21 protein-coding genes and 2 tRNA genes are annotated in these 22,774 nt (G+C 30.1%); 4 read left to right on the top strand and 19 right to left on the bottom strand.

From position 1 onward, the window contains the following. Nucleotides 1-35 precede the first annotated feature (35 nt). The 8 genes from radA to KQI89_RS07985 form a co-directional block, all read right to left on the bottom strand. The gene (gene radA, locus KQI89_RS08020; protein WP_216456709.1) at nt 36-1,403 is read right to left on the bottom strand and encodes a DNA repair protein RadA; all 1,368 of its coding nucleotides are present in this window, start codon (nt 1,401-1,403) and stop codon (nt 36-38) included. Nucleotides 1,404-1,735: 332 nt separating this feature from the next. Beyond that, entirely contained in the window at nt 1,736-2,473 is a 738-nt protein-coding gene (nagB, locus tag KQI89_RS08015) for a glucosamine-6-phosphate deaminase (RefSeq protein ID WP_216456708.1), read from the bottom strand. After that, on the bottom strand, nt 2,470-3,195 hold the full coding sequence (locus KQI89_RS08010) for a GntR family transcriptional regulator (protein ID WP_216456707.1): 726 nt from the start codon (nt 3,193-3,195) through the stop codon (nt 2,470-2,472). The genes nagB and KQI89_RS08010 overlap by 4 nt, the downstream gene beginning before the upstream one ends. A 215-nt stretch (nt 3,196-3,410) precedes the next feature. Continuing rightward, nucleotides 3,411-6,338 carry an insulinase family protein gene (locus KQI89_RS08005; RefSeq protein WP_216456706.1) on the bottom strand — a complete coding sequence of 976 codons (2,928 nt, stop codon included), beginning with the start codon at nt 6,336-6,338 and terminating at the stop codon, nt 3,411-3,413. 219 nt (nt 6,339-6,557) lie between these two features. After that, entirely contained in the window at nt 6,558-9,008 is a 2,451-nt protein-coding gene (locus tag KQI89_RS08000; protein WP_216456705.1) for an ATP-dependent Clp protease ATP-binding subunit, read from the bottom strand. A 20-nt stretch (nt 9,009-9,028) separates the two neighbouring features. After that, nucleotides 9,029-10,057, bottom strand: a complete 1,029-nt coding sequence (locus KQI89_RS07995) for a protein arginine kinase (RefSeq protein WP_216456704.1) — start codon at nt 10,055-10,057, stop codon at nt 9,029-9,031. 10 nt (nt 10,058-10,067) lie between these two features. Beyond that, a complete protein-coding gene (locus KQI89_RS07990) occupies nt 10,068-10,583 on the bottom strand; it encodes a UvrB/UvrC motif-containing protein (RefSeq protein ID WP_032123635.1) in 516 nt (171 codons plus the stop codon). A gap of 35 nt (nt 10,584-10,618) precedes the next feature. Then, nucleotides 10,619-11,080: a CtsR family transcriptional regulator gene (locus KQI89_RS07985; RefSeq protein ID WP_032123634.1), complete on the bottom strand. Its 462-nt coding sequence runs from the start codon at nt 11,078-11,080 to the stop codon at nt 10,619-10,621. A 283-nt stretch (nt 11,081-11,363) separates the two neighbouring features. Between KQI89_RS07985 and KQI89_RS07980 the strand changes: the two genes are divergently transcribed. Continuing rightward, nucleotides 11,364-12,011, top strand: a complete 648-nt coding sequence (locus KQI89_RS07980) for an MBL fold metallo-hydrolase (RefSeq protein ID WP_216456703.1) — start codon at nt 11,364-11,366, stop codon at nt 12,009-12,011. A 62-nt stretch (nt 12,012-12,073) separates the two neighbouring features. Here the strand turns inward: KQI89_RS07980 and KQI89_RS07975 are convergent, their stop codons facing one another. From KQI89_RS07975 to KQI89_RS07940, 8 genes are all read right to left on the bottom strand, one after another. Continuing rightward, nucleotides 12,074-12,244, bottom strand: coding sequence for a DUF362 domain-containing protein (locus KQI89_RS07975; RefSeq protein WP_032123632.1), 171 nt, complete (start codon nt 12,242-12,244; stop codon nt 12,074-12,076). Nucleotides 12,245-12,397: 153 nt separating this feature from the next. Beyond that, nucleotides 12,398-12,604, bottom strand: coding sequence for a heavy-metal-associated domain-containing protein (locus KQI89_RS07970; protein WP_032123631.1), 207 nt, complete (start codon nt 12,602-12,604; stop codon nt 12,398-12,400). A 14-nt stretch (nt 12,605-12,618) separates the two neighbouring features. Then, nucleotides 12,619-13,524, bottom strand: coding sequence for a PSP1 domain-containing protein (locus KQI89_RS07965; RefSeq protein WP_032123630.1), 906 nt, complete (start codon nt 13,522-13,524; stop codon nt 12,619-12,621). 1 nt (nt 13,525) lies between these two features. Continuing rightward, entirely contained in the window at nt 13,526-14,461 is a 936-nt protein-coding gene (locus KQI89_RS07960) for a DNA polymerase III subunit delta' (protein WP_216456702.1), read from the bottom strand. Nucleotides 14,462-14,478: 17 nt separating this feature from the next. Next, nucleotides 14,479-14,808 (bottom strand): cyclic-di-AMP receptor, encoded by a 330-nt coding sequence (locus tag KQI89_RS07955; RefSeq protein ID WP_032123628.1) that lies wholly within the window; start codon nt 14,806-14,808, stop codon nt 14,479-14,481. A gap of 494 nt (nt 14,809-15,302) precedes the next feature. Beyond that, the gene (locus tag KQI89_RS07950) at nt 15,303-15,998 is read right to left on the bottom strand and encodes a dTMP kinase (protein WP_096878010.1); all 696 of its coding nucleotides are present in this window, start codon (nt 15,996-15,998) and stop codon (nt 15,303-15,305) included. Further along, on the bottom strand, nt 15,994-17,439 hold the full coding sequence (locus tag KQI89_RS07945) for an aminotransferase class I/II-fold pyridoxal phosphate-dependent enzyme (RefSeq protein ID WP_216456701.1): 1,446 nt from the start codon (nt 17,437-17,439) through the stop codon (nt 15,994-15,996). Before KQI89_RS07945 ends, KQI89_RS07950 begins: the two co-directional genes overlap by 5 nt. Nucleotides 17,440-17,488: 49 nt before the next feature. Beyond that, nucleotides 17,489-17,701, bottom strand: a complete 213-nt coding sequence (locus tag KQI89_RS07940) for a sigma factor G inhibitor Gin (RefSeq protein ID WP_216456700.1) — start codon at nt 17,699-17,701, stop codon at nt 17,489-17,491. A 338-nt stretch (nt 17,702-18,039) separates the two neighbouring features. Here KQI89_RS07940 and KQI89_RS07935 point away from each other — a divergent pair, with 338 nt between their 5' ends. Continuing rightward, nucleotides 18,040-19,197: a zinc-binding metallopeptidase family protein gene (locus KQI89_RS07935; protein ID WP_216456699.1), complete on the top strand. Its 1,158-nt coding sequence runs from the start codon at nt 18,040-18,042 to the stop codon at nt 19,195-19,197. Between the two features lie 205 nt (nt 19,198-19,402). On the opposite strand, the gene KQI89_RS07930 is transcribed toward KQI89_RS07935, so the two are convergent. Next, nucleotides 19,403-19,921, bottom strand: coding sequence for a hypothetical protein (locus KQI89_RS07930; RefSeq protein WP_032123623.1), 519 nt, complete (start codon nt 19,919-19,921; stop codon nt 19,403-19,405). A 321-nt stretch (nt 19,922-20,242) separates the two neighbouring features. Here KQI89_RS07930 and KQI89_RS07925 point away from each other — a divergent pair, with 321 nt between their 5' ends. Together KQI89_RS07925 and KQI89_RS07920 are read left to right on the top strand one after the other, a co-directional pair. Continuing rightward, the gene (locus KQI89_RS07925; RefSeq protein WP_216456698.1) at nt 20,243-21,187 is read left to right on the top strand and encodes a magnesium transporter CorA family protein; all 945 of its coding nucleotides are present in this window, start codon (nt 20,243-20,245) and stop codon (nt 21,185-21,187) included. A gap of 113 nt (nt 21,188-21,300) precedes the next feature. Continuing rightward, nucleotides 21,301-22,215, top strand: a complete 915-nt coding sequence (locus tag KQI89_RS07920; protein WP_216456697.1) for a S66 peptidase family protein — start codon at nt 21,301-21,303, stop codon at nt 22,213-22,215. A 230-nt stretch (nt 22,216-22,445) separates the two neighbouring features. Here KQI89_RS07920 and KQI89_RS07915 read toward each other — a convergent pair. Together KQI89_RS07915 and KQI89_RS07910 are read right to left on the bottom strand one after the other, a co-directional pair. Next, a tRNA-Cys gene (locus tag KQI89_RS07915) sits at nt 22,446-22,520 on the bottom strand. A gap of 7 nt (nt 22,521-22,527) precedes the next feature. Further along, a tRNA-Phe gene (locus KQI89_RS07910) sits at nt 22,528-22,603 on the bottom strand. Between the last annotated feature and the right edge of the window lie 171 nt (nt 22,604-22,774).

The following is a 22,774-nucleotide window of genomic DNA, read 5'->3' as shown; positions in this document are numbered from 1 at the left end:
AATTTAAACTTACTTTTTAAGCGACATAGTTTTAATTAAAAAACCTTGCCTATAACTTCTTTTAAATTATTTACACCTATAATATTTACGTCCTTACCCTTTAAGTTTTCTGTATTTCTTGAAGGCGCTACTACATTTTTAAATCCCATTTTATAGGCTTCATTTATTATTCTTTCACAGGTCATAACAGGTCTTATCTCACCTGTAAGCCCTAATTCACCAATACATAAAGCTTTTTCTATATTTAGACTCTTTCCTTTAGCACTAGAAATCAGTGCTAAAGCTATACCTAAGTCTGCAAAGGTTCCTTCTAAACTTAGTCCACCTACTACATTAACATAAACATCACATTTGTAAAAGGGTATTTTAAACTTCTTTTCTAGTACTGCTAAAATAAGATTTAATCTTGAAGTATCTAATCCTACAGAAGTTCTTCTTGGAAAATTAGCATTAGTTTCACTCACTAAAGCCTGAACTTCTACTAATATAGGCCTACTTCCCTCCATGGTCCCCACAACTATTGATCCTTCTTGATTAAATGAGGTATCCTGCAAAAATATCTTAGATGGATCATATATCTCTATGAGCCCTTCTTGCTTCATCTCGAAAACTCCAATTTCACTAGTAGTTCCAAATCTATTTTTCATTGTTCTTAATATCCTAAATTCTTCTGTTCTTTCTCCTTCAAAAGACAAAACAGTATCTACCATATGTTCTAAAACCCTGGGTCCTGCTAGTTCTCCTTGCTTTGTTACATGAGCCACTATAAAGAAAGGGATATTTTTTATCTTTCCTATACGCATAAGCTCATTAGAGCACTCCCTAACTTGTGAAACACTTCCAGGTGCTGAAGACAATGAATCTTTAAATACAGTTTGAATTGAATCTATTATTACAAAAGATGGTTCCAGCTCATCTAAATGAGCTTCAATGGTAGTTAAATTTGTTTCTGCTAATATATAGAGGTTTTTAGATGAAAGTCCTAGCCTATCTCCTCTTATTTTTATCTGCTCTTCTGATTCTTCTCCTGATACATATAATACCTTTCCATAGCTTTCTGCTATATTGTTAGCTGTTTGAAGAAGGAGAGTAGATTTACCTATACCAGGATCTCCCGAGATAAGTGTTAATGATCCCTTCACCAATCCTCCTCCAAGAACCCTATTAAGTTCTACAATGCCAGTATTATATCTTTCCTGTTCTCCAGACTTTATACTATTTATATTTTTCGGTAGACTCTCCTTGCTAAACGGCAACTTGTGCCTTTCATGAGTAGTTGTTGGAGCCACCTTTTGCTCCTCTACAAAACTTCCCCATGCATTGCAAGAAGGGCATTTACCTAACCACTTTAATGTCTCATATCCACATTGTTGACACACATAGTTTGTTTTAATCTTTGCCAACTTTTATCAACTCCAATTTTATATATCAGAATATAATTATACATTAATTTCAAGGTGTTTTGTTAAATAATATTCTTTATTATCAAGTTTTTCTTATATTACTATGAAGATTACCTAAGAAAAATACTCTCCCTATGAATCTTATAAGAATTTTTTTTGATCTCGTAGCAGTGTTTATAACCTACTAACAGATACCTTAAGTCAAATATTTACTCATATTATCTTGCATAAAGTTCCATAGTGATGTTATCAATGGCATCCCTAGGATAAAAAATAAAACCAGGGAAACCTCTATCTTTAAGATTAAAATTCCCCTAGTTTAACTTTTAATACTATTTATTTTTAGGTAATAGCGACGCTGCATCCTCATCTACAATTATAGTAACATCTCTATGAACTAAAAGAAGAGTGGCTGGAACTTGTGTTGTTATTTTTCCCTCTACAAGTTTTGCAATAACTTCAGCCTTACTTTTTCCACTAGCAACTAAAAGTATTTTTTTAGCCTTCATTATTCCACCAAGTCCCATAGTTACAGCTGTCTTTGGAACCTCATCTATACTATCAAAGAACCTTGAATTTGCCTCAATAGTACTTTCAGTTAATCCAGTAACATGTGTACCTACACTTAATTCTTCACTTGGCTCATTAAAGGCTATATGTCCGTTATTACCTATTCCTAATAGTTGAAGATCTATGCCCCCTAATTCTATAATTCTTTCATCATAATTTTTACATTCTTCTTCCATATTTTCTGCTTTTCCATTAGGTACATAGGTTTTATTTTTATCTATGTTTATATGATTAAATAAGGTATCATTCATAAAATATCTATAACTTTGTGGATGGTCTCCTGAAAGCCCTATATACTCATCTAGATTAATACTAGTAACCTTAGAAAAATCTACTTTTCCTTCTTTATTTAGTTCTATTAGTTCTTTATATAGGCCTATTGGAGAACTTCCTGTAGCTAGACCTAATATACAATCTGGTTTACTATTAATTAAGTCTTTAATTTCCTCTGCAGCTCTTTTACTTATTCCATCATAATCCTTTTCAATTATTAATCTCATTTTAATTTCCCCTCTCCTCTTGATGATATGTTAACTTCTAATACATATTTATCCGATCTATAAACAGCCTCTTCAATAAATATAACCTTATCTTGCTCAGTCATATTTTTACTATAAGTTTTAAGAAGTGGCACTGATTTTTCAACTTCAAACAATTTACTATATTCCTCATTCATTATAACTGATTGTATTGAAGTCTCAGAATTTACTATAGTATATCCTTTACCTTCTAGTATTTTATAAAGAGAACCTTCTAGAACACTTTTATCCTTTACCTCTAAATACTCACATGGTATGTATACTACCTCATTAGCTATATTTTCTCCATTTACAACTCTCATACGATTTATTCTGTATATTTTTTCAGAATTAAATACATCCTTTAATTCTTCTATATCTTCCATAATTTCAAATTCAAGCACCTTAGTCTTCAGCTTCATACCTGACCTTGCTATTATTTCTGAAAAACTCATCATATTCTTTTGCTTTACCTTAGGTTCGCATACAAAAGTTCCTTTTCCCTTTTCTCTTACAAGCAGCCCTTCTTGAACTAACTCTCCCAAGGCTTGCCTTATGGTCATTCTGCTAACTCCATAGGTTTCTACTAATTCTCTCTCACTGTCAATACACTGTCCTACAGCCCAAACACCTTGAGATATTTTACTTTTCACATCTTCTTTAAGCTGATAATACACAGGGATAGGACTATTCTTGTCAATCATAATATCCCTCCTAAAATTTATTATAAACTATATACCTATAGATGTCTAGACCAGTTTAGAGCTAAATTAACTTTGAAAATAAAAATTTAATTATAATTTAGTCTACTTAATTAATAAATTGTCCACATATATTTATAAACTTTTAAATAATAATGTGGATAAAAAATAGCTTTTATCCACATTATGTTTTATATCTATATACTAAGTATTCTATATTATTCTATAGCACTTACTATAGTTTTAAATATGTCCTTATTTTCTCTTATTTTACCTTCATTTCCTAGTACACAAATATAGTTTTGCTTCATAACAGCATCCATCAAATCTGATAGAGCTTTAATATCTTCTATACTTGTATTTAAAACCTCTTCTCTCTCCTTTTGTATCATCTCTTGAGTTATATGATTAAAATAAAACTCCATAGCTCTTTCTGCTTTCATAGAACTTGTTAAAGGAGAGTCTAGGTCCCTTATAGCTCCTATTATATATTTCTCCATGTCTTTCTTTGAAACATTAAAACTTCTCAAATAATCTCCCATATCATCATAAGCCTTTAATGTGTCTACTACATTTGGATCCCTATAAGATGAAATATATAAATTACCTGACATTCCAAAATCTAAAGATACTCCGTAAGCTCCACCCTTTATTCTTACCTTGTTCCATAGATAGTCATATTTCGCTATGGTTTGAAGTACTAGAAGGGCTCCACCATATTTGAATCCTGCTTCTTTAAAATTACCTCCCTTAGCAACATATTGTACATTGGCTTGGGTAGTTAATCCTTCATTAATATTTTCATTTGAAAACTTATAGTTATAGTATTTATTTTCTTCTTTATTTAATGAATTTTTTACCTGCTTTAAATTGTTTTTAAAGATTTCATAATCCTCTTTATCTCCAGCAAAACTCATTATCATATTATCTCTATTAAATAATATTTTCGATACTTTTTCTAAATTTGAAGTTATTTCCTCCCACTTATTATTAAAGTTACGTTCTAAATCACACAAAAATCTATAGTACCCTATTCCATAAATATGTTCATCATAAGATGCCTTTTGTGATAAATAAGATAAAAGTCTTCTTGCTGCCACAATATTTCCAGAGCTTTGTATCATAGCCTCTTGATTTGCTTTATTTTCTCTTATAGTTTGTATTATAAGATTTTTTTCTTCAAACTTAGTATTATTTAATATCTCTAATATTAATTCCATGGTTTTATTAAGCTCATTATCTAAAGCTTTAGCTCTAACTATAAACTTTGGATAGTATTCATCCTTATTGCTATGTTCAGTATAATTATTTAACATAAATCTAATCCCACCAGTGTGGATAGAAATCTCATTTATAAGTTTTGAGTAGCCGTAATTCTTAGTGCTTATCTTTCCTAATACTTCAGATAGAAGCTTACCATACTGTATTAGCTCCTGTGGTATTACCCTAGCATCAAATATAAATTTTAAGTATCCAATTTTACTAGTGTGGACATCATGATATAAAACCTTTATATCTTCTTCATTTCTTTCTTCTAAGGGAAGAACTTCACTAGTGCTACTAACATCATTTATAGATACTGTTGGTATAGTATTAAGCTGCTCTTCACTATCTGGAGTTCCTTGTATTTCTCTTAACTTATTAACCTTAGAAATTATATTATTTTTATCCTCTTCAGTTAACTTTGACTTTATTTCACTTAGCTTTTCCTTAACTTCTTTTTCCTTCTTATCTGTATACCCCTTTTCAGGCTTTAAAGTATAGATAATGCAGTGATCATTATCTAGAAGGTATTTTTGAATTAGGTTTTCGAAATATCTATTATCCACTCCATTTTTTATATTTTCCATGATTTTATCGTACTGAAGTTGGGAGAATGGATTTCCTTCATACATGTAACTTTGAACTACTTTATAATAATATATAAGTCCCTTAGGATACCCTCCAAAGTCTGCTTCTCTTAATGCAAATTCTCTTTTATTAATTGATGCCTTAACTAGATCTTTATCTATTCCATTATTTACTAAATCTTGAAGACTCTTTCTTAAAACCATTTTAAAGTTTTCTTTTTCATCTGGATTAGATCCTTTAATTAATATTAAAAATAAAGGTTGCTTTAGACTGCTTTCAAAACCACCATCTACTGACTTACCTATTCCTGCATCCATCAATGCCTTTTTGACTGGAGCAGCAGGGTTATCTATAATCATGTCATACAAAATTCCTAAAGCAAAAAGCTCTTCCGGATTATTAAAACTTCCAACACTATAACCCATGGCAAGATAAGTCTTGTCTTTCTCACTTTCATCATTAGATATACCATAAATACCTTCTTTTTCAACCATAGATTCAAACTTTTCTTGCATAGGTATTTCTACATTAATATCTAATCTTTCAAAATCAGAAATATAATTATCATTTACAAACTCTAGTATCTTTAAAACATCTCCATCTCCATATAAAAACATATGGCTATTAGATGGATGATAATACTTTCTATGAAAATCTAAAAATTCTTCATAGGTTAAATCTGTTATATTGTCTGGGTTTCCTCCTGAATCATTTCCATAAGGAGTATCTTTATAAAGATTTCTAACTACTCCGTCAAAAGCCAATGAATCAGGTGAAGAGTAGGCGCCCTTCATTTCATTATAAACTACCCCATTATATTTTAATTCCCCAGTCTTCTCATCTATAACATAGTGCCATCCTTCTTGCATAAAGGTGTATTCACTATCATATATAGATGGGTAAAAAACTCCATCTAGATATACATCTATAAGATTAATGAAATCTTTGTGATTTCTACTTGCCACAGGATATATGGTTCTATCAGGAAATGTCATGGCATTTAAGAATGTATTAAGAGAACTCTTCAATAAATCTACAAAAGGCTCTTTTGTTTTAAATTTTCTTGATCCTGCCAAAACCGCGTGTTCTATTATATGAGGAACTCCGGTACTATTTTCTGGTGGGGTTTTAAACCCTATGGTAAAAACCTTATTATCATCATCATTTTGAATATTTATAAGTTTAGCTCCTGTTTTTTGATGCTGAAATATTCTACCTATAGAATCTATTTCTTTTAATTCTACTTCTTCAATAAGTTTAAATCCGTGGTATATATCATTAATATTAAACTTCAAGTAAATTCGCTCCCTTCTACTTATGCAGTATTTCGATCTTTTGTAAATATCTGCATCTAATTTTATTACTGTATGTATATAATATACCCTATTAATTCCAAGAAATAAATAATAGTTCTTATAAAATATATTATTATTTAAAACTCTGCATAAAATACATAAAACTAATATTAAAGGAGCTTTTCAAAATACAATGAAAAGCTCCTTCATTTTCATCTATTATTTAACATTAAGATCTCTTTTTTTAAACACTAATTTGTCTTCTTCTACTAATACATCTACTTCATTACCTTGAGATATATTCCCTCTTAGTATCTCTTCACTTAGTTTGTCTTCAACGGTTTTAGTTATAGCTCTTCTAAGTGGCCTAGCACCATAAACCATATCTACACCTTCTTTTGCTAAGAGTTTTTTACTCTCCTCATCAAAATTCATATTTATACCTTGTTCTTTTAATCTTTTATTTACAGAGCTTAACATTAAATCTACTATTTTAATTAAATCTTTTTCTTCTAGAGCATGAAATACTATTATATCATCAATTCTATTTAAAAACTCTGGTCTAAAGCTTCTCTTTAATTCCTCCATTATGTTATCTTTCATCTTTTCATAATCTGAATCCTTACTATCATCTAATGTAAATCCTACAGTTTTCTGTCTTTTTATCGTTGATGCACCAGCGTTTGATGTCATTATGATTATAGTATTTTTAAAATTAACCGTCTTTCCTTTTCCATCAGTTAATCTTCCATCTTCTAATATTTGAAGCAATATATTAAATACGTCTGGATGAGCTTTCTCAATTTCATCAAATAAAACTACAGAGTAAGGATGTCTTCTAACTTTTTCAGTTAACTGCCCCCCTTCATCATAACCCACATACCCTGGAGGTGAACCTATAAGTTTTGACACAGTATGTTTCTCCATATATTCAGACATATCTATTCTTATCATATTGTTTTCATCACCAAACATAGCCTCTGCCAAAGCCTTTGAAAGTTCTGTTTTACCTACCCCTGTAGGTCCAAGAAATATAAATGATCCTATAGGCCTATTAGGGTCTTTTAATCCCACTCTTGCACGCCTTACAGCTCTTGCTACAGACTTAACTGCTTCTTCTTGACCTATAACTCTATTATGAAGTATTTCTTCTAACTTTAATAATTTTTCCGACTCTTTCTCTGTAAGTCTTTCCACTGGTACATTTGTCCATCTGGAAACCACTGTAGCAATATCCTCTTCATCTACCATTTGAGTTTGCATATTATTTTGAGTATGCCATTGATTTTTAAAAGCTTCAAGCTTATCTTTATACTCTTTTTCCTTATCTCTTAGCCCTGCTGCCTTTTCAAAATCCTGTAACCTAATAGCATCTTCTTTTTCTTTTGCTACTCTTTCTATCTCTTCTTCCATCCTCTTTAAATCTGGTGGAGCAGTTAGGTTTTGTATTCTAACCTTAGCTGCTGCTTCATCAATAAGGTCAATAGCTTTGTCTGGAAGATATCTATCTGTTATATATCTATCTGATAAATTAACTGCTGCCTCTAAAGCCTCGTCAGTTATCTTAACTCTATGATGAGCTTCATATTTATCTCTTAACCCTTTTAATATCTGTAGAGCCTCCCCTACAGTAGGTTCTCCTACCATCACTGGTTGAAATCTTCTTTCTAAGGCAGCATCTTTTTCTATATACTTTCTATATTCATCTATGGTGGTAGCACCAACACACTGAATTTCTCCTCTAGCTAAAGATGGCTTTAATATGTTTGAAGCATCTATAGCTCCTTCAGCTCCTCCTGCACCTACCATTGTATGAATTTCATCTATAAATAATATTATATTACCAGCCTTTCTAATCTCCTCCATAACCTTTTTAAGTCTTTCTTCAAATTCTCCTCTATATTTCGCTCCTGCTATCATAGCTGAAAGATCTAAAGTTACCACTCTTTTATCTCTTAAAAGCTCTGGTATATTGCCCTGAACAACTTTCTGTGCTAATCCTTCCACTATAGCTGTCTTTCCTACTCCTGGATCACCTATGAAACAAGGATTATTCTTTGTTCTTCTAGATAATATCTCTAATACCCTTTGAGTTTCTGAATCTCTTCCTACTACAGGATCTAACTTTCCCTCTCTAGCCATTTCCGTTAAATCCCTACCATATTGATCAAGGGTAGGTGTAGCTGTACTCTTCTTTTGCTTTTCACTATTATTAGTTGTGTTTGTAATATTTTGTCCTGTTAAGCTATTTATAAGTTGATTTCTTAACTTATCAAAGTTTACATTAAGATTATTTAATATAGTAAAGGCTACTCCTTCTGGTTCCCTTATGAGAGCCAGCAATATGTGTTCTGGAGTTATATAATTATTATTTAAATTTCTAGCTTCCAATAAGCTTAGATCCAACAATCTTTTGGTCCTAGGCGTAAGTGGAATCTCATTTTTATATAAAGTTACCTCTCCTTTTCCTTCTAATTGATCTACTAATGTCTTAACAGCTTCTAAAGAAACTCCCATTCCATTTAGTATATCTTTACTTATGCCTTCCTCTTTCAATATTCCTAACAAAATATGCTCTGTACCTATAAATCCATGTTTAAAATCCAAGGCTGCTTCCTGAGCATATATAACCACCTTTTGTGCTCTTTCTGTAAATCTTTCAAACATCATATGCGTCTTTACACCTCCTATTACTTTCCATCAAAATATCTTCTTATAAGGTTTGCTCTTTCAATATCCCGATCTTTTGCTTTTAATTCTTTACCAGTAACTAATTGTAGTGTAGCTGGTTGAGTTTCTACTAATAACTTATTAAGCTTAACTTTATCTATATCTTTTAGTATTGACATTTCAACTCCCATTCTTACATTAGAAAGCAAATCTAATGCCTCTTTTGAAGTTAAAATTCTTGCATTTTTAAGCACTCCTAAAGATCTATATATTTTATCCTCTAATTCATATTTATATCTTCCTAAAAGCTGATCCCTAGCTCTATTTTCCTGTGATATTAATTGAGCCACCACAGCCTCTAAATTGCTTAATATATCTTCTTCTTTCATACCAAGAGTTATTTGATTTGACACCTGATATATATTTCCTTCCGCTTTGGATCCTTCCCCATAAAGACCTCTTAATGTCATACCCAGCTGAGTAAGAGCCTTTAAAGCATCATTAATTTCATCCTTCATAGTAAGTGCAGGAAGGTGAAGCATAGCAGATACTCTCATTCCCGTTCCTAAATTAGTCGGGCAGGCAGTTAAATATCCTAACTTTTCATCAAATGCAAAGTCTAGCCTTGCTTCTAAAGCATCATCTATTTTATTAGCTACTTCATAAGCTTCCTTTATATTAAATCCAGCCGTTATACACTGAAGTCTTATATGGTCCTCTTCATTTATCATAAGACTTATAGTTTCATCTTTACTTAATATAAAGGCAGATTTATTTCTTGAATTTAAAAGATTAGTACTAATAAGGTGCTTTTCTAAATAGTTTCTCCCTTGATTTTCACCTATTTCCCAAAGATCAACATTATTAAATTCATCTTTAATTTCTTCTATTTCATAAAAAGTATTTTCAATATCTTTAGCTAAAGATTTACCTCTATCTTCATCTAATTTATGAGGAAAAGGAAAGTTTTTTATATTTCTTGCAAATCTTACTCTACTGCTTAGAACCATATCATTATTATCTGTAGAATTGCTTATCCAATTTTTCATACTATCCCTCCTACTCTGATTTTTGAAGGGCTTTTAATTCATCCCTTATCATAGCTGCTTTTTCATATTCTTCGTTTAATATAGCCTTTTGCAATTCTTCCTTTAAATTTATCACTTTCTTCTTTTCCATAAGTTCTTTACCAGACTTTAATGGTAACTTACCAATATGCTCTGTATCACCTTGTACCCTTTTTATAATAGGCATAATTGTTTCATTAAAAGTATCATAGCACTTGCTACACCCTAACAGACCTTTTCTTTTAAATTCACTATAGGTAATACCACAATTTTTGCAACTTATTTCTTTAAAAGGTTCACCTTGTGAAGATTGATTTATATAGTCTACTAATCCACTAAGTAAACTTTGAAATGAAAAAGGGGAAACCATATTAAAATCTGATCCTATGCCGAAATTTTCTTGCTCTTTAGCACATTGTTCACATATATTGGTCTCTTCTTTTACTCCATTTACAACTTTAACTATATGAACTGTAGCTGGATTTTCATTACATCTTTCACATAACACTGCATCATCACTCCATTTCTTTTAAATATAAGTTCTTAAGATAACACTACCATTATCATAGATTTTAAAAGGTCAGATCTTATCTTATTTCTCATTTCACTACTTACGCTAGAAAGAACCCTGTCATTCATAGCTGCTTTTATTATATCTCCCTCTCTTTCTCCTATTATCTCAAGTTCTATAAGCCCCTCCACTAGAGACAAGGAGTAGTCATAGGTTATGCTATCTCCAATTCGCTGGTTTATTATGTCTCTTATCTTTTTATAGTCATTATATCTAACTTGCTTTATTATTATATAGCCACCACCGCCGCGTCTACTCTCAATTATATATCCCTTTTCTGTGGTAAACCTAGTAGTTAAAACATAGTTAATCTGAGAAGGAGCGCAACTAAAATGAGTTGCTAGTTCATTTCTTTGTATCTGTAGTTCCTTTTCTTCACTTTCTTCTAAAAGTGATTTGATAAAATCTTCTATTATATCCGATAATCTAGCCATTCTGTCACCTCTTTGACTTTGTCTTTCTTTGACCTTACTTTTATCATATTATTTTTTTAGATTTTATTCAATAGACAAATTTAAAACTTTTATTGTAAAAACCGTTAAATTCTATAATTATATCTATTTAATTTGCCCTTGCTTTTATTTTTTAGTTCTTTCTTTTATTTTCTATATATCGTAATTAATAATTTTAATACTTTTCTAAAATCTAAATTTCCTTAGTCTATTTAATATTATAACTAATTTAGCTATTGGTTATACTACTTATGAGGTGAAAATTATGCGAATAAATTGGATTGGTCATTCTTGTTTTTTAATAATAACTTCTGAAAACACTAGCATATTAGTAGATCCTTTTGAAGGAATGGATTTAGACTCCTTATATGAGGTTTATCCTACCATAGATGTAGTAACCACGAGCCATAAGCATTTTGATCATTCATATATAGATCCCTTTAAAAGTAGCTCATTAATAATTGATGAAGCTAAACCATATGTTTTTAAAGATCTTAAAATACAAGGATATTCATCCTATCACGATGATTATGGTGGTTTAAAAAGAGGAGAAAATATAGTGTATACAATATCTACAGAAAATTTTAATCTATGTCATTTTGGAGATATAGGTCATATACCTTCTAAAGAACTTATAGAAAAGATAGGAGATCTAACTGTGCTTTTTATACCTGTGGGAGGAAATACCACTTTGGATGGGAATAAAGCTTATTCTACTACAAAACTTATTAAAAGTAATATAATAATACCTATGCATTACAAAACTAAAAACTATTTATTTTTAACTGAAGATGCCTCTAGATTTATAGTTAATATAAAAAATGTGATAAAACATGATAGTTATGAGCTTATATTGCATGAGAGTATAAACAGAATGCAAAATCAAGTAGTCTTACTAAATTCTTTACAATAAATTTAAGTTAAAATTCTAACAAAAAAAGACCGTCCTAAGGACGATCTCTTTTCAGTTCAAAATTATTCTTGAACTGGAGCACCAACTGGGCAAACATTAGCACAGTTTCCACAATCGATGCAACTATTAGCATCTATAACGTATATAGTATCTCCTTGACTTATAGCGTTTACTGGACACTCTGAAGCGCATGCTCCACAGCTCACACATGAATCTACAATTTTGTATGCCATATAAAACACCTCCTAAGAATTTTAGACAAGCCTAATGTCCATTTATATTTTAACACGTTTCATTTAAATTTAAAAGAAGTTTTTCATAGTGTTTAATATAAATTTAATAATTCTTGAAGATACAATATGTAACCTGTAATAATTATTAAGGATTTATTCTAGTACAGTGTATCCCATGTCTTCTATGGACTCTATTATATCTTCCACAGTAACAAAATAATTATCATACACTATTTGAATTTCACCTTTATCCTTTGTTATTTCGCAAGCTATAACCCCTTCATTTTGAGCTATGGCTTTTTTCACCTTATCTACATCTTGATTTGTATTCATATTGCAAACTTTTATAGTAGCCTTCATCTGATTTAGCCTCCTTAGTCAGCCTTAAATAAATCTTTTATTAAAGCTTTATCTGACTCATCTGTAATCTCTATTTTAATCTCTTCTTCATTTATACTACCCTCATAGGAACCAGATATCATAGATATCTCACTTATTTTAAATTCTTCTAAAAATTCTTCATCATTAGACTTAAGTTTTACTTTTACCAATTCCTTTACTACACTATTTGATACTACTTCCCCGTTACCCATTTCAGTTTTTACTATAGAGCCTACTCTAGGAAGTCTCTTTCTAATGTCTTCGTAGGTATCTTGTTCATAATTTAAACAACACATAAGTCTTCCACAAATACCTGAAATTTTAGTTGGATTAAGAGATAAATTTTGCTCTTTTGCCATCTTTATTGAAACTGAGGCAAAATCTCCTAAAAATGAAGAACAACACATAGGTCTTCCGCAAGGTCCAAGCCCACCTATCATCTTAGCTTCATCCCTTACTCCTATCTGCCTTAATTCAATTCTTGTTTTAAATATAGTGGCTAAGTCTTTTACCAATTCCCTGAAGTCTACTCTTCCTTCTGCAGTAAAGTAAAATATAACTTTATTATTATCAAAGGTATATTCTACATCTATAAGTTTCATAACTAAATTATGTTCACTTATTTTTTTAGAACATATATCAAAGGCATCTTTTTCTTTGGACTTATTTTCAAGATGTCTTTTTATATCCTCTTCTGTGGCTTTTCTTAACACAGTTTTTAATGGAGATACTATCTCCTCTTCCTTTACTTCTTTACATCCTATAACACACTGACCAAATTCTATCCCTCTTGCTGTCTCTACTATTATATTCTGTCCTTTTTCTATATCTAAATCAACTGGATCAAAATAATAAATCTTTCCAGCCTTTTTAAAACGCACCCCTACTACTTTTATCATATTAAACCTCCAATATATTAAGCAACATAACATCTAGAGTCATTGCTGAATTAGTATTTCTATCTAAACTATACTTGGTATCATTTATTATATTAACTAACTTATCCAACTTACTAAAAGATACTTCTTTAGATATGCAACTTATATCCTTTATTTTATCTTTATTTATTATAGAATATTCCTCTCCAACTTCTTTATATATCATTATATCCCTTATTAAAAAAAGCATTGTAGTAAGTAGTTCTTCATAGTTATCTTTATACTTCATCATCTCTTCTTCATACTTTACTACATACTCCATGTCTTTACAATTCATATCTTTTAATATACTTAAAATTAAATTTCTCATATCATTAAAATTACTATCTTTAAGAAATTTATCTATTCTTCCCGGTATACCATTGCTAAAAGCCAGCATAACCTTTATGTCATCTTCTCCTAACTCTGGATAAGTGTTATCTATATACTTTCTCATTTCATCCTCTTTAAGCATATTCATTTTATGTATTTGACATCTAGATTTTATGGTGTCTAAAATAGCTTCCGAGTTTTCACATAATATAATTATATAAACACCTTTTGGTGGTTCTTCTATTGTTTTTAAAAAAGCATTTTGAGCCTGGGTAGTCATCTTTTGTCCTTCATATATTATAATCACCTTTTTATTTCCTTCAAAAGGTTTTTTATTTATCTCTTCAATTAACTCTCTAATCTCATTTACTCCCATACTCTTTTTAGTATTTTTATAATGAATTATATCTGCATACTGCTTTTCTTCTTCTTCTTTATTTAAGATTTTAAGCGCTAAATTGTGTGCTAAAATACTTTTACCTATGCCATCTTCCCCTATAAGGAGATGGGCATGAGAGAGTGTTTGATTTTGTATAGCATTATAGAAGCTAAATATGACTTTCTCATGACCTATGATATTTTGCATTTAAAGTTTCTCCTAATTTAAATTTTAATAAATTGGTCTACATCTACTACAAATATAGTAGCTCCTCCTACCTCAACTTCTACTGGATATGGAACATATACTCCTGTAGAGCCTGCTATTGGTGAAGGTGAGGTTACCACTTGTTGTCTTACTCTACAAGTTTCTTCAATCATATCCAATACTTTTTTTACATTTTCCTCTTCAACACCTATCATCAATGTGGTATTCCCTGATTTTAAAAATCCGCCTGTAGTAGCTAGTTTAGTAACTCTAAAACCGCCTTCTGTTAAGACATCTAGCACATCACCAGCATCATCATCTTGAACTATAGCAATTATAAGTTTCATAAGAGCACCTCCTCTTAAATTTCAAACACTCTCCTACCCTAAAGTTAGCTTCTTAACCTTTATTAACTTTATTTTATATATATTTTATCACAACTTTAATATTTCTGAATAGTTTATTAACATTAATGATATTTTTCTTTAAAATTTCGTGAAAACCCTCTCTATTATTGATAGTAGTATTTATAGGAAACTCATCTTCATAACTTCAGATGAGTAAGTGATTCACACAAGATCATAGATCTTGGTTCTCTACTTAGGAAACTCATCTTCATAACTTCAGATGAGTAAGTGATTCACACAAGATCATAGATCTTGGTTCTCTACTTAGGAAACTCATCTTCATAACTTCAGATGAGTAAGTGATTCACACAAGATCATAGATCTTGGTTCTCTACTTAGGAAACTCATCTTCATAACTTCAGATGGTACTCCAAGAGTAAGCCACTACCATCAAACCATAGGCTTTGCTATTTACTTTAAGGTCTATCACCAAATCATAGATTCGTGATATCTCTTATGTACTCCATTACCTTTACATATATTTCTTCATGAATTTCATCTATACTCTTTATTATTCCATTATCTACACAATTTATTTTAATCCAATTATATTTATTAGCTAAATTTACAGCATTATTATATGAATCCATAAGATAATCATAGTGACTTTCATGTATATCCTTTACGCTATCTCCCGTAAATTTATTTTCTCTATGTTTTATGAGTTTCTTACTATATTCAGGAGACATATCTAAAAATAAAACTAAATCTGGTACTGGTAACTTGTACATTTCAAACTCAAAATTCCAAAGCCAATTTAAAAACCGTTCTTTTTCCTCTTCATCTTCTATCTTTGAAGCTTGATGAACCATATTAGAAGTAGTATATCTATCTGCTATAACTACGCCGCCCTCTATATAAAATTTTTCCCACTCCTTTTTATATGATGCATATCTGTCTGCTGCAAAAAAAGTAGAGGATACATATGGGCTAACGTCTCCTGGACTATTACCGAAATCTCCCTTAAGATACATCTTTACAAGAGATGAAGATTCGCTTTTATAATTAGGATATTCTACTTTAATTATATTGTTAATTTCTTTGGATAGCCTCTGATATAACTTATCTGACTGAGTCTTCTTTCCACTACCATCTGCACCTTCAATAATTATAAGTTTACCTTTATTAATCATAATATTTCTCCTCCATATCAACTATTACCGATATCCTACCTTCACTTATACCCATTACATTTATATTATTGGATAAATAGTATTTTATCATGTCTATAGATTCTTTATCTATAATCTCTCCCATAGCTATTATAGGAGTTCCAGGAGGGTAAGGGCAAACATTTACAGCTGAAACCTTTCCTCTCGAATCTTCTAATAAAACTTCAGCTTTTTTCTTTTTAAAGGCTTCAAAAGGTAGCATAGCTTGCCTTGGTATAGGATAATCCTTAATTTTTATTTGATTTCCTGTAACCTTATCTATATTTAAATTTATAAGAGTCTTATACAATCTCTCAAAGTCTTCTATAGTATTAAAAGGTGAAGGTATTAAAACTAAGTTAGATGCATCTATCATCTCAACTTGGATTTTATTAATTTTTAAATATTCCTCTACCTTTCTTGTACTTAAATCCTTCCTAAGATTTATTACAATCCTACTAAAGTCTATATCTATATTATCATAACCTGTTAAAGCATTACTATCTAATAATTTTAAAAACTCTAATCCCCTTAACCTTACTCTCAAGTTATCCATATTTTCAAGTAGTTTTCCATAAGAAGATTTTCCTTCTTCTTCAAGATACCATCTTGCATAATCCATGCTAAGCATCAACATATACGAGGGACTTGTACTTAAAAATGCACTTACATAAAAATCCGTGTTTTCTATCAATTCCTCCCTAGCCACATGTAAATAGGCACTCTGTGTTAAACTTGGAAGAGTTTTATGAGCACTCATAACCACCATATCAGCACCTATTTTAATAGGATTTTTGGGAAGCCTTGGATGAATACCAAAATGAGCTCCATGAGCAGCATCTACTAATACCTTTATATTTTTATCTTTACAAAGCTCAACAATATGAGCTAAATCACAGCATACTCCATAATAATTAGGATATGTTATTATTATGCCCTTTATATCATTATGATTATTTATAATTTCTTTTAAGTGCTCCATATCAATTCCTAAAGGTGTATTAAACTCTTCACTCAACTTATTTTTAATGTATATGGGATTTAGTTTTCTCATTACTATACCATTAAATATTGATCTATGGCAGTTTCTCTCAACTAATATTTTATCCCCTTCTTCAAAAGCAGAAAAAATCATGGCCATATTTCCACTAGTACTTCCATTTACTAAAAAGTAGGATTTCTTACTACCATAAAGATCTCTTAATAAGCCTTCTGCTTCCTTTATAACTCCCTCTGGATCATGTAAATTATCTAATCCGTCAACTTCAGTTAAGTCTGATTTTAAAATTAGATCTTCAAGTTTTATCTTTTGTATTTCTCTTTTAAAAGCCCTTCCCCCTTTATGCCCTGGCATACAAAACAAGGAATTATCTTCCTTCACATAATCAGAAAGTGCTTTTAACATAGGAATCTCCTGCAAAATAATCTCTCCTCCTAGATAAATATAACGTTAATCATAAATTAGTCCTTTAGCCCCTATATTGCTCCATATTTAAATAATTACTTTTTACCATGTGTTCAACTAGATGTTTTTTTATACACTCCTTATAATATTCATAAAAATCCGTTTCCACATTGGCGTTTACTAACCTATCTTCACAAGCTTTGCATATATACTTTCCGTTTATTATTATACCATCATTAATAGATTTCCTACATAGAATACATATTCCTTTACTCATAATCTTATCATTCTAAAAACTTAGAATGATATACACCTCCTTATGATTATTGTATATATTACTTGGATTATTGCCTCATACAATATATTCTATTCAGGACTATGGCAAATTTTATTTTGTCCACTTTTTTTATTTGTATATAAATTATGGTATTTTTATACAAAGTACTTACTGTTTTTACATTTATTTCTGTATATCATAATTATTATGTTTTATATTAGTATATATCTTACTTTTACGCCTTATAAATTATATCATTTAGGGAAAAATATATTAAGCATAAACTTTTTTCTCTTTCTATAAAATTGAATCAATCTATTATAAGGAGGTTTATCTAAATGAAACAAGAAATAATCTCATATATATCCACCTTTGAAGATAATTTGTTAGATCTAGCTACCTATCTTTATAAAAACCCTGAAGAAAGCTATAAAGAAATTAAGGCCTCTGAATACATAACTAACTTTTTAAGCTCCCAAGGATTTACCATTGAAAAAAACTTTGTAGATATAAAAACGGCCTTTAAAGCAACTTACGGTGAAGGTCATCCTAAGATATGTCTTATATGCGAGTATGATGCTATAAAAGACAAGGGACATATAACAGGTCATAATCTAATATCAGAAATTTCTATAGCTACTGCACTAGGTTTAAAAAAAGTTATAGATAACATAAAGGGTAGTATAGTCTTATTAGGTTGTCCCGGAGAGTATCTAGGTGGCGCAAAAGTGACCTTTGCAAAACAAGGAGTTTTTGATGATGTAGATGTTGTCCTTATGGCACACCCTTACACTGAAACTCATGAAAGTGGAACCTCTTATGCTATCTTACCCCTGTCCTTAAGCTTTCAAAGTGATGGAGGGTTTAATTACATGGAAAGTTCTAAGTTAAATGCCCTTGAAGGACTTTTATTTTTTCTGGATAGCCTGAACAGATTAGCTAAAACTTTTCCTCAAGAAGTAATAATAAATCCAATTATAGAAAATGGGGGTATAACCCCTTTATTAGTTCCAGACTCTACTAAAGCAAATCTATACATAAGAGCTGAAACTACTAAAATTCTAGAAATCACTGAAGCTAAAGTTAAAGCCATAGCCTCCTCTATATCATCCTTAACATCAATAACTCATAGTTTTAATCTCTATGAATTGCCCTATGGAGAGCTCATAACAAATGCAACTTTATCAAGATTATTTTGCCACAACCTAAAGGAATGTGGAGTAATTGACATTTATGAAAAAAGAGATATAAAAGCAGGTTTAAGTTTAGGAACTGTAAGCCATAAAGTCCCCTGTATACATCCCTATGTTTCAATTATAGAAAATAACTCCATCAAATATGCTACAGAAGAATTTGCTTTAACCACACTAAGTAACTTTGCACAAAAGCAAGTTTTAAAAACAGCTAAAGCATTAGCTTTTACCGCACTAGATTTAATTGAAAAAGAATCTCTTTTGAAAGAAGTTAAAGATGAGTTTTACAAGGCAAAACTATGATTTAACCTCTTACATTTTATGATTTACTTTATAATTTAAAAATAAAAAAATGTAAGCTTAGGGCCTCTAATATGATCTTCTTATATTAATTGAGTAAGAAAATCATATTAAGCCTTTGCTTACATTAAATAAATATTTTTATATTTATAGATTTTAATTTATTCAAAAACTATTTTTTTAATTTCATACATTATATTTTCAATACCTAAGCTGCCTGTAGATGACTATTCACTTTATTTATGAACTCTCCACTTGGTTGAAAATAAAACTTTTTATATTTAGCCCCATTTTTATATATGCAACAATATTGATTAGGCATTATTGGAGAACATACATATCTCTTAGTTCCTATAGAATTCACTACCTCTTTCATATCCTTGCTTATATTACTTTTTATATCTCTTACTTTTCCTATAAAAACTATATCTTCAAGCTGAACATTTTCTACTACACTTTGTTCTTTGTTTTTAAGCCTATGTATAATAAGCTGGTTAGAAATTATAGAATATTTATATTTAACTTTACATTTTAATAATTCTAGAAAAATCACTATAGATGTTATAGTAAAGAATACTGGATTTGTTATAAACCCAATTTCATAATTTGCAATCTTAATCTCTTCAACAATATTAGCAATTATTATCATTATAATAAGCCCCAGCAGTATAGAAACTATAACAGGTATCCTTCTTCTCGTTACAACTTCTTTGTACATTGTTCTCATATAAATCCCCCGATATAATGTATTTTTTTTGGTAACATAGAGATTATACTAGGGTTTTTGCTTTTAATCCACAGTGATTAATCCCTAATTTCAGCCTTTAATCCTTAATTAGATTCATAATTACAAGTTGAATTGTTTTTCTGTGGCCAAGTTCTTTATATCTTTAATAATCTCAAGTTCTCTAGAATATAAAGTGATAATAATGTTATGGTAAATTTAACATACTAAACTTAAAAAATAATTGTTTTTACGTTTAATATACTTTATTATATATTTGAATATTTAATTTGCTTATTTAAAACCTCAAAGGAAGGTGTTAGCGTGATATCTATTTATAAAACTACAAATGAAAAATATACTACTTTAAAACAAATTGATGAATTAGAGCCTGGTTGTTGGATAAATATTATAGATCCATCTGAAGAAGAACTTCTTTTAATTTCTAAAAAAACTAAGGTTCCTCTAGATTTTCTAAAAGCGCCTTTAGATGATGAGGAAACTTCACGGATAGACATAGAAGAAAATAATATATTAGTTATTGTAGATATCCCCTTTACAGAAATGGATGATAACTCCTTAACTTATGATACTTATCCCTTAGCTATAATTCATAGCGAAAAAGAAATAATTACTGTATGCCTTAAAAATAGTAAAGTATTAACTGATTTTGTAGATAATAAAATCAAATCTTTTTTTACTTTCAAAAAATCTAGATTTATACTTCAAATATTAAGTAGAATAGCCACCTACTATCTTCTTTACTTAAGACAAATAGATAAAAAAAGCTTACTTGTAGAAAAAAAATTACATAAATCTATGAAAAACAGAGAACTCATTCAACTCTTATCTTTAGAAAAGTCCTTAGTTTACTTTTCTACTTCTTTAAAGTCAAATGAAATAACCTTAGAAAAAATGCTTAAATTAGAAATACTTCAAAAATATGAAGATGATAAAGATCTCCTTGAAGATGTTATAATTGAAAATAAGCAAGCCATAGAAATGGCTAATATCTATAGTAATATATTAAGTGGTACTATGGATGCCTTTGCTTCAGTTATATCTAATAACTTAAATATAGTAATGAAACTTCTAGCTTCAGTTACCATAGTAATGGCCATACCCAATATGATTTCTGGTTTATTTGGTATGAATCTTTCGGGAATTCCTCTATCAGCACATCAAAATGGATTTTTAATAGTTTTAGTTTCCATTATAGCGCTGTGCATAATAGTAACTGTATTTTTAAGCAAGAAGGATATGTTTTAAAATTAATTATTATTTATATAATAATTACAATAATATGTGATTTAAAATACTAATTCTTATAATATGTTGCATAACATATAAAGATTAGTATTTTTATTTTTGGAGGTTTAAATATGTTAGCAAACAAGCTAGAGTTTGGAGATACAATTGCAGTGGTAGCCCCTGCTGGTTTTGAAGATAATTCTTTAATTGACGAAAAAATAAGCATTATTAGTTCTTTAGGGTTTAACATAAAAAGAGCAGAGCATTTATATAATAAATATGGTTACTTAGCTGGACAAGATATAGACAGAGCCAAAGATGTTATGGATGCCTTTTTAGATGATTCTGTTAAGGCTATAATTTGTTTTAGAGGTGGCTATGGCTCCTTAAGAATATTGCCCTATTTAAATTTTGAAATTATAAGGAAAAATCCTAAGATATTCATGGGATTTAGTGATATAACTGCATTATTAAATGCTATCTATGAAAAATCCTCATTAATTACTTTCCATGGTCCTATGATAAATTCAGACATGATGAATATATATAATCTCAAAAGTTTTGTAAACACTCTTATGAAAAATAGTGATACTTTTGAAATAATTAATCCTAAAACAAATATGATGAGATTTTACGGTTCTGAATCTGCAGATGGTATATTAGTAGGGGGAAATCTTTCTTTAATATGTAGCACATTAGGAACTGATTATGAGATAGATACAAAAGATAAAATCTTGTTTATTGAAGATGTGGATGAAGAACCTTATAAAATAGATAGGATGTTAACTCAATTAAAACTTTGTAATAAACTTAGTGAATGTAAGGGGTTTATTGTAGGTGACTTTATAGACTGCCATAGCTCAAATAGTATGTCCTTTTCATTAGAAGAAGTTCTAAAAAAAGATTTACTGTCTTTTAATAAGCCCACCGTTATTGGAATTAGTAGTGGTCATGGAAGTACAAATCTTATACTTCCTATAGGTGCTAGATGTAAAATTAATACTAATGAAAAGAAAATTGAAATATGTGAACGACTATTAGTTTAAAGTTATTTATAATTTAAATAGCTATTAATTATAAATAACTTTAAACTACGCCTTATTTACTAAGCTTTTATCCGATGACTACCCGCTCTAATGCTCCATCTTCTTAAAGAGCGGCTAGGTCTCTGGATAATGATTTCTAAGCTTTATCGGAAGCAGAAACTCCCTCTAAAGGCAATAACTCTGTGTATAAAACAAAAAAGTTTTAGAACAGTTAGTTCTAAAACTTTTTTTGGAGGCGCCACCCGGATTTGAACCGGGGGATAGAGGTTTTGCAGACCTTTGCCTTACCACTTGGCTATAGCGCCATAAAAATGGTGGCTGGACCAGGAATCGAACCAGGGACACGAGGATTTTCAGTCCTCTGCTCTACCGACTGAGCTATCCAGCCACATAAGCTTTTTAAAAGCCGACAATTAAAATTTTAATATGTTTTTACATTTTTGTCAATAGTTTTTGAAAAATTATTCTTTCAAAACTGCATATGGTTTAAAAATTTGGTCAAGCCCTCGACCTATTAGTATCAGTCAGCTAAATACATTGCTGCACTTACACCTCTGAC

The organism is Clostridium simiarum, from assembly GCF_018919175.1.
Taxonomy (GTDB): domain Bacteria; phylum Bacillota; class Clostridia; order Clostridiales; family Clostridiaceae; genus Clostridium_L; species Clostridium_L simiarum.
The sequence above is the reverse complement of the archived record's forward strand: the minus strand, read 5'-3'. Positions and strand labels throughout refer to the sequence as shown.

Coding starts and splice junctions, on each gene's coding strand:
- KQI89_RS07930 (WP_032123623.1), bottom strand. CDS start 19,921: ATGAGAACAATGTACAAAGAAGTTGTAACGAGAAGAAGGATACCTGTT.
- nagB (WP_216456708.1), bottom strand. CDS start 2,473: ATGAGATTAATAATTGAAAAGGATTATGATGGAATAAGTAAAAGAGCT.
- KQI89_RS07970 (WP_032123631.1), bottom strand. CDS start 12,604: ATGAAGGCTACTATAAAAGTTTGCAATATGAATACAAATCAAGATGTA.
- KQI89_RS07985 (WP_032123634.1), bottom strand. CDS start 11,080: ATGGCTAGATTATCGGATATAATAGAAGATTTTATCAAATCACTTTTA.
- KQI89_RS07935 (WP_216456699.1), top strand. CDS start 18,040: ATGAAACAAGAAATAATCTCATATATATCCACCTTTGAAGATAATTTG.
- KQI89_RS07955 (WP_032123628.1), bottom strand. CDS start 14,808: ATGAAACTTATAATTGCTATAGTTCAAGATGATGATGCTGGTGATGTG.
- KQI89_RS07995 (WP_216456704.1), bottom strand. CDS start 10,057: ATGAAAAATTGGATAAGCAATTCTACAGATAATAATGATATGGTTCTA.
- KQI89_RS07965 (WP_032123630.1), bottom strand. CDS start 13,524: ATGATAAAAGTAGTAGGGGTGCGTTTTAAAAAGGCTGGAAAGATTTAT.
- KQI89_RS07920 (WP_216456697.1), top strand. CDS start 21,301: ATGTTAGCAAACAAGCTAGAGTTTGGAGATACAATTGCAGTGGTAGCC.
- KQI89_RS08000 (WP_216456705.1), bottom strand. CDS start 9,008: ATGATGTTTGAAAGATTTACAGAAAGAGCACAAAAGGTGGTTATATAT.
- KQI89_RS07960 (WP_216456702.1), bottom strand. CDS start 14,461: ATGCAAAATATCATAGGTCATGAGAAAGTCATATTTAGCTTCTATAAT.
- KQI89_RS08010 (WP_216456707.1), bottom strand. CDS start 3,195: ATGATTGACAAGAATAGTCCTATCCCTGTGTATTATCAGCTTAAAGAA.
- KQI89_RS07980 (WP_216456703.1), top strand. CDS start 11,364: ATGCGAATAAATTGGATTGGTCATTCTTGTTTTTTAATAATAACTTCT.
- KQI89_RS07940 (WP_216456700.1), bottom strand. CDS start 17,701: ATGAGTAAAGGAATATGTATTCTATGTAGGAAATCTATTAATGATGGT.
- KQI89_RS07975 (WP_032123632.1), bottom strand. CDS start 12,244: ATGGCATACAAAATTGTAGATTCATGTGTGAGCTGTGGAGCATGCGCT.